This is a genomic window from Celeribacter sp. SCSIO 80788, from assembly GCF_051054295.1.
Classification (GTDB): Bacteria; Pseudomonadota; Alphaproteobacteria; order Rhodobacterales; family Rhodobacteraceae; genus Celeribacter.
This window is the reverse complement of the sequence record NZ_CP150482.1, coordinates 2,228,449-2,240,819: the sequence shown is the minus strand read 5'-3', so window position 1 is coordinate 2,240,819 and position 12,371 is coordinate 2,228,449. Positions and strand designations below refer to the sequence as shown.

Here is a 12,371-nt window from a genome sequence, read left to right as displayed (position 1 = left end):
GTAAGTGATGTCTGAGCGAAAGGCGGAGCCGTAGCCCCGCCTTTCAAACGGCGTCTTTCAAAGCTGCCCTTCAGCAACCTCCTGAATGCCGGCGGCATCCAGTTTGTAATGGGCGTAGAGACGCCGCGGAGGAGAAATCAGCGCGTATTCATCCATGATGCCGTGGCGTTTGAGGCGTGCGCCCGTCGCGGCCTCTGCCATCACTTCCGCAACGGCTGAACCAAGACCGCCAAGGATGTTGTGTTCCTCGACCGTCAAAATCACCCGGGACCTTTGCGCAGCCTCCAGAACCGCCTCTTCATCCAGCGGTTTGATGGTGTGCATGTCGATCAGGCCTGCGGAAATCCCTTTGGCCTGCATGGCGGCTACGGCCTCTTTCGCACCATGAACGGCCATGCCACAGGCGATGATCGTGATGTCATCTCCGATGCCGTGAATCTTGGCCTTGCCAAATTCGAATGGCTCATCCGCCTCATAAACCTTCGGATCATGACCGCGCCCGATGCGGAAATAGATCGGCTGAGGATAGGTGGCGGACTGGCGCAACAACTGACGGAACTGTGCCCCGTCGGACGGCGACACGACGGTCAGATCGGCAATCGCACGCATCGTGGAAATATCTTCGGTTGCGTGGTGAGACGTGCCGTAGAACCCCATGGAAATCCCCGTGTGGTGCCCGATCAGGCGCACTGGCTGGGCACAATATGCCACATCCATACGGATCTGTTCACAGGTCAGAAGGCCGATAAAAGACGCAAATGTCGCGACATAGGGGATCATTCCGGTGGTCGCCATCCCCGCTGCGGCAGATACCATGTTCTGCTCTGAAATCCCGAATTGCACGAAGCGGTCAGGGTGTTTCTGCGCGAAGCCGACAAGCCCGTTCGAATATTGCAAATCTGCGGTCCCGGCCGCCACCGGATGCCCCGCATCGGCCAGTTCGTTCAGCGTGTCGGCCAGCACCGACAGGCTCGGGGCGCGGGTGTTGACTTCGCGGTACTGCCAGCTGTCTGCACTGAGTTTTGCCATTGAGCTCATCACATCGCTCCCGTGATTTTGGTGTTCAAAATGGTTTGACGCGCCTTTTCGCCATCCTCGGGCGACAGGTATCCAAGGTGCCATCCGGGTTCGGTTTCCATGTAATCGATCCCCTTGCCCTTGACCGTTTTGGCAATGATGCAGCAGGGTTTGTCACGGGATTTGTCTGCCTTCACCTTCCGCAGAAGCGAGGTCAGAGCCACGATGTCATGGCCATCGACAACATGCACTTCCCAGCCAAAGGCCCGCCATTTGTCGTCGAGCGGCTCAATGGCCAACACTTCGTCCACCTCGCCATCGAGCTGGAACCCGTTGCGGTCGACAATCGCAATCACATTGGAAAGTTTGTGCGATGCCGCAGAGAGAGCGGCCTCCCAGACCTGACCTTCCTGCATTTCGCCATCGCCCAACATGACGAAGACGTCGAAGTCCTGCCCTTGCATTCTGCCGCCAAGCGCCATGCCGAGACCATTCGACAGCGCATGTCCGATCGAGCCGGAACTGAAATCCACTCCCGGCACTTTGCGCATGTCCGGGTGATCTCCCAGCGGGCTGCCGAGACGCGTGTAGGTGTCCAGCCATTCTGTCGGGAAATACCCTTTGTCAGCCAGGATCGGGAACAAGCCGACGGCGGCGTGGCCCTTGCCCATGAGGAAACGATCGCGGTTTGCCCAGGTCGGATCGTCATTGATCGACATCACATCGTAATAGAGCGATGCAAAAATCTCGGCGCAGGAAAAGACCGAGGAATAATGCCCCACCTTGGCGATTTCGATCAAGCGAATGGTTTCCAACCGGACAAAGCGCGCGCGGTCTTCCAGCAGCGCAATCTGCTCTGTGGAAATATCAGTATTTTCAGTCATGACAGCCTCCCAAATCAAGCGTGCCGACGGCACATTTCTTGCAAGAGCTATCGAAAGAGAGCTGCTTCGTCAATAATCATGCATCATATATGATATAAAATAATTCGCGATCTGCGGCGAACTCCGCACCGCAAACATCATTGATGCGGTGGGGAAGAAGGTCATGCTGTCTTGGCGGTTCGATCATGATGCGATGATGTGCGCCAAGGACGGCGCGTGCGGGAGCTGTCCGGAGATCCTCGACGCTTTGCCCGAACATGGCGGGCGGGGTAAGGCTGATGCTCGGGGCCTTGTTTCGCCGTGTTGACTTCAGCGGGATGATCTCCAATGATCGGCGATCAACTGCGCAACCAGAGCTTCCTCTGGTGTGGCAAGGTTGGATGGTCGCTGTCGTCGGCTTGCGATCTCAATCCAGCTCTGGCCGACATCAAACCGCAATACCATATTCACGGTCGCAGCAATTCCGCTTGCTCTTCTTTGATATCTGGGAGCTGCTCGTTCTGAGTTCGATCTGATCGCCCACTATGATGTGTCAGTCCGGGTGAGGGGGCGGTTCGCAAGAGCGCGCCGCATAGCCTGCGACAGCAAGGCGGCGCTTCAGGGCGATCGAGATGATGGCCTGCCAGCGAGAACCATCCGCACTGCGCGTGCGCGGACTTCAAGTGAATACGTGTTCATTGTTTTGTTCATGATGCTCCATCCTGCTCAAGAGTTGGAGCCTCCGGCAAACCCGGTGCGGTTCACTTTTTGCTCGGCCTCTCAGGATAACGGGAAAGCCAGATAAGCCTCCTGCAATTGCTCCTTTCGAAAGCGAATGGAGAATTTGCCTGCAATTATTTTGACCAAATGAAAAAAAATTATTCGAGGGACGCGAATCTCAGCGGTGCTGCTTGACGCATGGTTAATGTCAGGAAAGCGTCCAATCGTGCGGCGGTGGCAAAACTTGCGATCACCAAACTGACTTTCTGAGAGCGGTCGAGAACCAAGCCCGCCAGCGAAAAGCCAAGCAACAGGGACAGACTCATGAATCTTCTAAATCACGTACTGCGCGGTGCTGCCTTATCCATAGCACTGACATCTGCGTTCTCCCAGCCTGCATCTGCTGAATTGCAGGCTACTGGCGATCCCAAACCGGCCGTCATTCTCTATGGTCCGACAAATGACGGTGGCTGGTCGCAATCGATCGACGAAGCCCGTCAGAAACTCGAAACCGCGCTCGATCTGCGCATTCCGCAGGCGGCAGAAATCCCGGAAAGCGCGACGGCGATCCGTCCGGCGGCCGAATTGTTTATCGATCGCGGTGCCAATATCATCATTGGGTCCGCTTTCGGCTATTCCGACACGTTCAAGGAACTGGCAGAGCAATATCCCGAAATTTTGTTCATCAACCCGGCGGGCATCACCAATGGCGACAACCTGAAATCCGTCTATGGCCGGACCTATGAAAGCCAGTATCTCTGCGGCATGGTCGCGGGCGGTCTGGCCGAGACCGGCAAGATCGGTTTCGTCGCGGCGAACCCGTTCCCGCTGGTGAACTGGACGGTCAACGCCTATCTGATGGGCGCGCGTCAGGTGAACCCGGATGCGGAACTGACGGTTGTTTTCACCGGCGCCTGGGGCGATCCGGTCAAGGAACGCGCCGCCACCGAAGCGTTGATCGAGCAGGGGGTCGAAGTCGTTGGCCAGCACGTCGACACCGCGACGCCGCAGCTTGTCGCCGCCGAAGCGGGGATTTACGGCACCGGTCACCACCGCGACCTGAGCGAGTTCTCTGCCGCGACGCAATGTTCCTCGATCTGGACCTGGGAGAAATTCCTTGAGCCCGAGATCAAAGCGGCTGCGGACGGCACCTGGGAAGCGGCACCTTACGGCGCGTTCCTCGGGATTGCCGATGGCGGCACCGATATTGCCTGCTGTGGCGATGCGGTGAGCGACGAGCTGAAAGCGCAGGTGATGGAAGCCCGTGACGCGATCATCGCAGGCGAGCTCAACATCTTCGCAGGCCCGCTCAGCGACCGTGACGGTACGGAACGTGTTGCGGAAGGCGCGGTGATGTCCGATGGCGATCTCTGGGCTATGGACTGGTTCGTGCCGGGTGTGACCGGGGGCGAATGAGAATGACTGCAGCCCTTGCGCTCAGATCGGTGACGAAACGCTTCGGGGGCTTTGCGGCCCTCGAAGACGTCGACTTCCATGTTCGTTCCGGAGAGGTCCACGCGCTTCTGGGCGAGAACGGTGCAGGCAAATCCACGCTGATGAACGTGGCCTGCGGGCTTTATGCGCCGGATGAAGGCGCCGTCGAATTCGATGGCGCGCCGGTGGCCTTGTCTGGGACACGAGACGCCGTGGAGCGCGGCATCGGCATGGTGCATCAGCATTTCAAACTGGTGCCCGCGTTCAGCGTTCTCGAAAACATCAAACTGTTCAATCCGGCCCGCTCCACGGCGGAGATCGCTGAAACGGCCAAGGCGCTTGCGGCGCGCATGGGGTTCGATCTGGATCTCGACGCCCGCGTCGGCGCGCTGGCCGTGGCCGAGCAGCAGCGGTTGGAAATTCTCAAGGTGCTCGTGGCGGGGGCGAAAATCATCATCCTCGATGAGCCAACCGCCGTGCTCGCCCCGCAGGAAGGGCTGGCGCTGATGGAGCTGATCCGGGGGCTCGCCAATGACGGGGCCGCCGTGGTTCTGGTGACGCACAAGCTGCATGAGGCGCTCCATCATTCCGACCGGATCACCGTGCTGCGGCAGGGCAAGGTGATTGCCGAAACGACGCCGGACCAGATGGACCCGGCCAGCCTGACGACGCTGATCGTCGGCGAACGGATTGTGGAACAACCGCAGCCCGCAGAGCATATCGGCAAGCGCATGCTCTGGATGAACGGCGTCAAAATGCCCGGCGCGAACGGGCGCAAAGGGCTTACGGGGCTCGATTTCGAGGTTCATGCGGGCGAGATTTACGGCATCGCGGGCGTGGCCGGGAACGGGCAGAACGAACTGGCCGATATTCTGTCGGGTCTCGGGATGCCGACCGAAGGCACCGTCTGGATGGACGGTCATAACGTCACCGAAAGCGACGCACGCCAGCGTCGCCGCGCGGGGTTTGCCGCCATTCCGGTGGATCGCTATCGCTATGGGCTGGCCAGCCGCATCGGCATCACCGACAATTTCGCCGTCAGCGGCGTTCTTGCCGGGCGCTACGGCAGCTGGTTCCGGGTCAACCGGGCCAAGGCGCGCGCCGATGCGAAAGCGGCCATCGCGGCCTTCGACGTGCAGGGCGTGCGGCATCTGAAACAACGTGCCGGGCTTTTGTCCGGCGGCAATGCGCAAAAGCTGGTGATCGCCCGCGAGTTTCAGGGTGGGCCGCGTGTCGTGCTCGCGCATTCGCCTTCGCGCGGTCTCGATGTGCGGGCGGGGGCCGCTGTGCACGATCGTCTGCGCGAGGCCCGCGATGCGGGTGCCGCTGTCATCCTGATCTCCGAAGATCTGGATGAAATCCTTCTCCTCTCCGACCGCGTAGGCGTCTTGAATGACGGCCGCCTCTCGGGCCAGTTCACCGCACCGGTGAGCCGCGCCGAGATCGGCCAGGCAATGGTATCACATGGCACTGAATGAACAGGCGGTGTCGAAAGACACCAAACAGACGCGGCATCCCCTGCGCCTGATCCCGATCCTCGAACCCCGGCAGACCGTCACCGAGATGCGCAGGCTGTCCGTCTATGTGATCAGTCTGACGGTGGCCGCCGTCCTTTCGGTCGCACTTTTGGCGCTCTCCGGCGTGGCACCTGCGGATCTGTTCAGCGAAATCTCGAACACCGCCTTTTCGTCGCCGCGCGCGCTTGGGTCCGTGCTGGCGCTGATGGCGCCGCTGGTGGTCGCGGGGCTTGCCAGCGCCATCGCCTTTCGTGCGAATTTCTGGAACATCGGCGTCGAAGGCCAGATGATCCTCGGGGCGATCTTTGCCACGGCCATCGCGATTTTCGATGTCGGCCCCGAAGCGACGCGCCTGCCGCTGATGGCCATCGCCGCCGCTTTGGGGGGCATGCTCTGGATCGCAGGGCCGGGGCTTCTGAAGAACCGGCTCGGGGTGAACGAGGTCATTACGACGCTGCTGTTGAACTATGTGGCGTTCAACCTGCTGCTGCATCTTCTCTATGGCGGCTGGAAAGACCCGGTCAGCTCCTTCCCGCATTCCGAACAATACGAGGCCTTCGAGCGTCTGCCGCAACTGGGCTGGCAGAACCTGACATGGGCGCTGCCGCTGTCCGGTTTGCTGGCGCTGGCGCTCTGGTGGCTCTATTCCAGCAGCCGGTTCGGATATTTCCTCGATTTCCTGTCGAGCAACCGCGACATGGCGCGGGCGATGGGCCTGCCTGTCGCGGGTCTGTCCCGGGCGGCGATCCTCGGGTCCGGGGCGGCGGCGGGGCTGACGGGGTTCGTGATCTCTGCGGGGATCGAAGGCCGCATGACGCAGGATTTCCACACGGGCTATCTGTTCAACGGCGTGCTGATCGCTTTTATCGCCCGCAACCACCCGATCGGAGTGCTGGTCACGGCGTTTTTCATGGCGGTGCTGATCCAGCTCGGTCAAAGCCTTCAGGTGTTCTTTGGCACGCCCTTCTCTGTGGTGCGTCTGACGCAGGCGATCTTCATCATCTGTGTCGCGGCCTCCGAATTCTTCCTCACCTACCGTATGCATTGGCGGAGCGCGTCATGATGGAGTTCCTTGCAAACTGGATCATCAATGTCCCGGGCTTTGCCGTACCGTTCACACTGGCGGCTTTGGGGCTGATCTTTTCCGAACGTGCGGGGGTTCTGAACCTCGGGGCCGAAGGGTTCATGCTGGCCGGTGCACTGGCCGGTGTCGGGTTTACGATGAGCGGCGCGCCGCCGCTTCTGGCGTTGGGGGGCGCGATGGTCGCCGGGGCGGTCATGGGAGTGCTGTTCGCGGTGTTGGCGGTCACTCTGCGCATCAATCATGTGATTGCGGGGCTGGCGCTGGTGTTCTTTGCGCAAGCGCTCACCAGCTATATCGCGACGACAGAGAAATGGACCAATCAGGGCTTTGCCGGGCTTGGTTCCTTTGTTCTGAAACAGGATATTCTGGTCTTTGTGACCCCGCTTCTGTGCTTTGGCACGATTTGGGTTCTGGCCCGCACCCGGTTCGGTCTGTCGCTGCGGGCGGTGGGCGAAAATCCGGGTGCTGCCGATGCCGCAGGCATCGATGTGACCGCTGTGCGCTTTGCCGCCGTGGTGATCGGGGCGGCGCTGATGGGGCTTGCGGGCGGGTATCTGACCGTTGCCGTGAGCAAAATCTGGGTCGACGGTGTTGTGGGCGGGCGTGGCTGGATCGCGATTGCCCTTGTCATCTTCGCCCGCTGGCAGCCCTGGCGCGCGCTTGCGGGCGCGGTTCTGTTCGGCTGCATCGAAGCGCTGATCCCGCGCGTCAATGCCGCGGGGCTCTCCGTGCCGCAATATTTTCTCCAGATGTCCCCCTATCTTGCGACCCTGGCCGTCATGGTCTGGACCGCCAAACGCGGGACGGACAGCTGGTCGCAACCTGCGGCCCTGGGCCGCCACCATATTCGAGAAGAGCGTGATTAAGCGCCGTTCGATTCCAACTCAGGTCTGACAAAGGAAAAAGACATGATCCTCTACGAACCGCCTAAACCGGCCACTTTCGTGCCGGTGATCGACCTCACCGACAGCTTTTCCGACGATCTCGAAAAGCGCAAAGCCGTGGCCTGGGAAATCCAGAAGGCCTGTATCGACCCGGGGTTCTTCTACATCAAGAACCATGGCATTCCGCAGGAGGTGATGGACGCGCAGTTGAAACTCGCGGCCGAGTTCTTCGATCTGCCGCTCGACGTCAAACTGCCGCTCGATTCCAAGAACGAAGACAGCACCCGCGGTTATGAGCCGATGGCGGCCCAGACCCTTGACGAAGGCTCCCCGCCCGATCTCAAGGAAGGCTTCATGTCCTCCGTCGATGCCGACGAGAACCACCGCTACACCAAGCTGAACGTGCCGGGCACGGGTCGCAACCAATGGCCGACCGAAGCTTTCCCGGAGTTTCAGGAAAAATACGAAGCCTATGCCAACCGCGTGATCGAGCTTGGCCGTCACCTTGCGGGCATCGTGGCCCTGTCTCTGGAACTGCCGGAAGACTATTTCGCCAAGGGTCTGGAAGAACCGCTGCATTACTGCCGCATCCTGAAATACCCGCCGATGCCGAAAGACGCCGACAAGAACCAGCTCGGCGCGGGCGCGCATTCGGACTGGGGTCTTCTGACCCTGCTGCTTCAGGACGATATCGGCGGCCTCGAAGTGCGCAGCGCCGATGGCGAATGGCTTGCCGCCCCGCCGATCCCCGGCGCCTATGTCGTCAACCTCGGCGAGATGTTCCCGGTGATCACCAACGACCGTTACAAGGCCACCATGCACCGCGTGCTGAACAACCATTCAGACAAGACCCGCTATTCCTGCCCGACCTTCGTCGACCCGGAATATTTCTACAAGGTGGAGGTCGCGCCGACGATCTTTGAGCACGACGGCAAGGCGGTTCATCCGTCGATGACGGCGGGTGAGCACCTGCGGGCGCAGTTCGAAAAATCCTTCGGCACGGCCGCGGAGTAAGGACGACATGAATCTTTTGATGCAAGTCAGCCTGTTCTCCGAGGAGTTCATCGCGCTGTCGGAGTTCTATCGCGACGTCTTCGATCTTCCCGAGGTCGAAGACCTGCGTTCGGATGTGTTCCGGGGCTACCTGTCCGGGGAGGTCATGGTCGGCTTCTCGGCACTGGCGGCCTATGAGATGCTTGGCCTCGACCAACGGATGCCGGGCGAGCATGACCAGACCGCCTTCACCTTCCGTTGCGACACGAAGGAGGCTCTGGACGCCTGTCTGGAGAAAGCCCTCGCCCGCGGCGGTACGCTCGTGCAGGAGCAGTTCATGACCTATTACAACTGGTACATGGCGGTTCTGCGCGACCCGGATGGCAATGCGATCCGTCTGGCCTGCACCACCCCTTAATGGCTCACACAGACGGCGCGGGGGGAGACCTCGCGCCGTCTCTTTTTTCAAGGAAAGTTCATGAAAGCGCGTGTTTACGGGATCGAAAAGGACCTGCCCGATGAGGTGTTTCGCAACTGGGTCGACCGGCCCGACACGGCGGTGATCTCCATCGACATGCACGAGGGGCATCTGAGCGAGGACCCGATGTGCCCCTGTCCGGCGCCCCGGGGGCGGGCGATCATCGAGCCAGTCAACCACTTCCACAGGGCGGCCCGCGCTCTCGGTGTTCCGATCATCCATGTGCGCTCGACGTTGCGCAAAACCGGGGAGGACGATCTCAAAGGTCGACATCCGGCGGCGTGGCGCACTCTGGTCGAATATTATGCCGATCCGCTGCCCGGGATCGGAGAACATGCGCTTGAGGGCTCGCGTTGGACCGAGTTTTGTACCGAAGTTCTCGATGAGGACCTCAAGGTGCTGACGAAACGGCGTTTGTCGCCGTTCTTTGCCACGGATCTGGATTTCCTTCTGCGCTCGATGGGCGTGAAACGCGTGGTTTTGAATGGCGGCATGACCGATTGCTGCGTGTTGAATGCAGCCTTTGACGCTTCAAACCTCGGATACCGTGTCTGCGTTGCCGAGGACCTTGTCGCGGGATCGAACGCAGAGATGGAAGAGGCCGCCCTCAAGATGGTTTCGCTGCATGTCGGCGTGGTTTTGAAGGCCGCGGAAATTCAGCGCATTTGGTCCGCGTAACGGCTGGCAAGCACGGCCAAACTCAAGGACTCTCAAGCTCCGGGTGCCTGGCGCGTTCATGATTGTCGCGCCGGGGCGGCTCAGTGCTCTGTGTCCATGCATGGCGCGAGACCTTCACGGCAATCCTCCGGCCAGGGGGGCGATGTGCCGGAGGGGATCTGGGATGCAGTGCGCGGGAGCTATGTGCTCTGTTCGCGGCGCCCGCATGACATGGCGATGGCCGAGCGTGCCGAAGCGATGGGGTTTGCACAGGTGGACTTGCCGGACAAGGGGCATGACGCGATGGTGACGTAACCGGCTGACGCGGCAGAAGTTCCGGTCAGGTTCGCTTTCGCTTGAGACGAAAAGCTGTTTCCTGCCGTTCCTTCTGCCGTCTGCAATCTGTTCTGCCACGAGCGAGGGCTTTATGGCCGAGACGATTTCACGCTGAACCGCGCCGCGGCTCTTGCCGTGTGGCATCAAGCCCGTGTGCCATGGAGGAGGGTAGCCCTATTCTCCATGTCGAGAGGCGTTCGTCTGGCTGCGCGGCTCAGTCCAAGAGCTCCCGGCGGATGATGTCCGCTCCGGCACTCAGTGCGTTCAGCTTGCCGCGCGCCACGTCACGCGACAGCGGGGCCATGCCGCAGTTGGTGCAGGGGTAAAGCTTGTCGGCATCCACGAACTGAAGCGCCTTGCGCAGGGTGTCGGCAACCTCCTCAGGGGTTTCGACGGTCCTGTTCGCCACATCGATGGCGCCGACCATGACCTTCTTGCCGCGAATGAGTTCGATCAGGTCCAGAGGAACATGCGAGTTGTGGCATTCGAGGGAGACCAGATCGACGCTGGATTTCTGGATGCTCGGGAAGATCATTTCGTATTGACGCCATTCCGAGCCCAGCGTTTTTTTCCAGTCGGTATTGGCCTTGATGCCATAGCCGTAACAGATATGGACGGCCTTCTGGCATTTCAGACCTTCCATGGCGCGTTCCAAAGTGGCCATGCCCCAGTCGTTCACCTCTTCAAAGAACACGTTGAAGGCGGGTTCGTCGAACTGGATGATGTCGACGCCTGCCGCCTCAAGCTCTCTGGCTTCCTCGTTGAGGATTGTGGCGAATTCCCAGGCGAGTTTTTCGCGGCTTTTGTAATAGCCGTCATAGAGCGTGTCGATCATGGTCATCGGTCCGGGCAGGGCCCATTTGATCGGGGCTTTGGTCTGGCCGCGCAGGAATTTGGCATCTTCGACAAAGACGGATTTCGGGCGTGACACGGCACCAAGGACGGAGGGCACACTGGCGTCATAGCGGTCGCGGATTCTGACGGTTTCGCGTTTTTCGAAATCGACGCCCTCAAGGCCTTCGATAAAGGTGGTGACAAAGTGCTGGCGGGTTTGTTCGCCGTCGCTGACGATGTCGATGCCCGCGACCTGCTGCTCCATGAGCGTGACGCGCAGCGCATCCTGTTTGCCTTCGACCAGAGCGTCGCCTTCGAGTTTCCAGGGCGACCAGAGTTTTTCCGGCTCAGACAGCCAGGAGGGTTTCGGCAGGCTGCCGGCGGTCGAGGTGGGGAGCAGTTTGTTCATGAGAAACGACCTTGTGCGTGTTTGTTTTAGTGGGCGTGTTGCGCGGACCATTCCGTCAGGATGGCGTGGTACGGCTTGATAAAATGCTCTTCGGTAAATTTGCCCTGTGTCACCGCCAACTGGCTGCGTTCCTCACGGTCATAGACAATCTGCGTGAGGGAATAATCCTGATGCTGGAGGCTCGGCTGAAAATATTCGCCGGCCACCGAATTGGCGTTGTAGATTTCGGGGCGGTAGATCCGTTGAAAGCTTTCCATCGTGCTGATGGTGCTGATCAATTCAAGATCGCTGTAATCGCTCAGAAGATCGCCGAAGAAGAAAAAGGCCAGCGGAGCCGCACTGTTCGGCGGCATGAAATACCGCACCTGGAGGCCCATCTTTTCGAAATAGGCTTCGGTCAGAGACGTGTCGTCGGGCAGGTATTCAATCCCCAGAACAGCGTGTTGGTTCGTCGTCCGGTGGTAGATCTTGTTGTGTGAGACACTGAGGCAGATGACCGGCGGTTTGCTGAAATGCATTTTGTAAACGCTGGAATTCACAAAGCTCTTGAAGAGCTTGCCGTGAAGGTCGCCAAAATCTTCCGGCACGCTGAATTGGGACCGGCCTTTGTTGTGTTCCAAAAGACGGACGCTGAAATCATAGTCGCGCACATAGGAAGAAAAGCTGTTGCCGACGATGCCTTCGATGCGTGCGCCGGTCTTGTGGTCCAGAATCGTCGTTTTCAGGACTTCGATCGCCGGGAAGTCGTTGCCATTGCCCGCAACATCCAGATCGGCGGAGACGATATCGAGCTCAACCGTGTAGCGATCGCCCTTGGGGTTGTCCCAATGCGCCAATGTGTTGAACCGGTTGTCGATCATCCGCAACGCCCGGCGCAGGTTCTCCTCGCGGCTTTCCCCGCGCGCCAGATTCGCGAAATTGGTGGTCAGGCGGGTATGGTCCGCAGGCTGATAGGTTTCGTCGAAGCGAAGGGTCGAAACTTTGAACGCAAAATCTTTGGTCATCGTGCTGTCGTCTTCATGTTGGCAATTATTTGGAGCGATGAGGGCTCTATGCCTGAAGCTGATAATGAATAAAAATGATAATATTTCAGAATGAAATTGAATTATTTTCATAATGGTGACGCGTCTCGCATATCGACCGGC

The 12,371-nt window shown here is 59.7% G+C and carries 13 protein-coding genes; 8 read left to right on the top strand and 5 right to left on the bottom strand.

The window, feature by feature from the left end; genetic code table 11:
• Nucleotides 1-57 precede the first annotated feature (57 nt).
• The 3 genes from V1471_RS11285 to V1471_RS11275 all read right to left on the bottom strand — a co-directional run bounded on the left by V1471_RS11285 (nt 58) and on the right by V1471_RS11275 (nt 2,926).
• The gene (locus V1471_RS11285; RefSeq protein WP_434288818.1) at nt 58-1,038 is read right to left on the bottom strand and encodes a transketolase family protein; all 981 of its coding nucleotides are present in this window, start codon (nt 1,036-1,038) and stop codon (nt 58-60) included.
• The gene (locus V1471_RS11280; protein WP_434288816.1) at nt 1,038-1,901 is read right to left on the bottom strand and encodes a transketolase; all 864 of its coding nucleotides are present in this window, start codon (nt 1,899-1,901) and stop codon (nt 1,038-1,040) included. Before V1471_RS11280 ends, V1471_RS11285 begins: the two co-directional genes overlap by 1 nt.
• Nucleotides 1,902-2,758: 857 nt before the next feature.
• Nucleotides 2,759-2,926, bottom strand: a complete 168-nt coding sequence (locus tag V1471_RS11275; RefSeq protein WP_434288814.1) for a hypothetical protein — start codon at nt 2,924-2,926, stop codon at nt 2,759-2,761.
• On the opposite strand from V1471_RS11275, the gene V1471_RS11270 reads away from it, so the two are divergent.
• From V1471_RS11270 to V1471_RS11235, 8 genes are all read left to right on the top strand, one after another.
• Nucleotides 2,925-4,016, top strand: a complete 1,092-nt coding sequence (locus tag V1471_RS11270) for a BMP family ABC transporter substrate-binding protein (protein WP_434288812.1) — start codon at nt 2,925-2,927, stop codon at nt 4,014-4,016. The two genes, V1471_RS11275 and V1471_RS11270, sit on opposite strands and share 2 nt — an antisense overlap.
• Nucleotides 4,017-4,018: 2 nt before the next feature.
• Nucleotides 4,019-5,512, top strand: a complete 1,494-nt coding sequence (locus V1471_RS11265) for an ABC transporter ATP-binding protein (RefSeq protein WP_434288810.1) — start codon at nt 4,019-4,021, stop codon at nt 5,510-5,512.
• The gene (locus V1471_RS11260; RefSeq protein WP_434288808.1) at nt 5,499-6,614 is read left to right on the top strand and encodes an ABC transporter permease; all 1,116 of its coding nucleotides are present in this window, start codon (nt 5,499-5,501) and stop codon (nt 6,612-6,614) included. Before V1471_RS11265 ends, V1471_RS11260 begins: the two co-directional genes overlap by 14 nt.
• Nucleotides 6,611-7,501 carry an ABC transporter permease gene (locus V1471_RS11255; RefSeq protein ID WP_434288806.1) on the top strand — a complete coding sequence of 297 codons (891 nt, stop codon included), beginning with the start codon at nt 6,611-6,613 and terminating at the stop codon, nt 7,499-7,501. Before V1471_RS11260 ends, V1471_RS11255 begins: the two co-directional genes overlap by 4 nt.
• A gap of 42 nt (nt 7,502-7,543) precedes the next feature.
• Nucleotides 7,544-8,533 (top strand): isopenicillin N synthase family dioxygenase, encoded by a 990-nt coding sequence (locus tag V1471_RS11250; protein ID WP_434288805.1) that lies wholly within the window; start codon nt 7,544-7,546, stop codon nt 8,531-8,533.
• A 7-nt stretch (nt 8,534-8,540) separates the two neighbouring features.
• Complete coding sequence (locus tag V1471_RS11245; protein ID WP_434288803.1) at nt 8,541-8,930, top strand: VOC family protein; 390 nt, start codon at nt 8,541-8,543, stop codon at nt 8,928-8,930.
• A gap of 60 nt (nt 8,931-8,990) precedes the next feature.
• Nucleotides 8,991-9,668: a cysteine hydrolase family protein gene (locus V1471_RS11240; RefSeq protein WP_434288802.1), complete on the top strand. Its 678-nt coding sequence runs from the start codon at nt 8,991-8,993 to the stop codon at nt 9,666-9,668.
• Nucleotides 9,669-9,812: 144 nt separating this feature from the next.
• Entirely contained in the window at nt 9,813-9,962 is a 150-nt protein-coding gene (locus V1471_RS11235) for a hypothetical protein (RefSeq protein ID WP_434288800.1), read from the top strand.
• 235 nt (nt 9,963-10,197) lie between these two features.
• Here V1471_RS11235 and V1471_RS11230 read toward each other — a convergent pair whose 3' ends face one another.
• Both V1471_RS11230 and V1471_RS11225 read right to left on the bottom strand, forming a co-directional pair.
• The gene (locus V1471_RS11230) at nt 10,198-11,226 is read right to left on the bottom strand and encodes a methionine synthase (RefSeq protein WP_434288798.1); all 1,029 of its coding nucleotides are present in this window, start codon (nt 11,224-11,226) and stop codon (nt 10,198-10,200) included.
• A 26-nt stretch (nt 11,227-11,252) separates the two neighbouring features.
• Nucleotides 11,253-12,341, bottom strand: a complete 1,089-nt coding sequence (locus V1471_RS11225; RefSeq protein WP_434288796.1) for a DUF1852 domain-containing protein — start codon at nt 12,339-12,341, stop codon at nt 11,253-11,255.
• Nucleotides 12,342-12,371 lie beyond the last annotated feature (30 nt).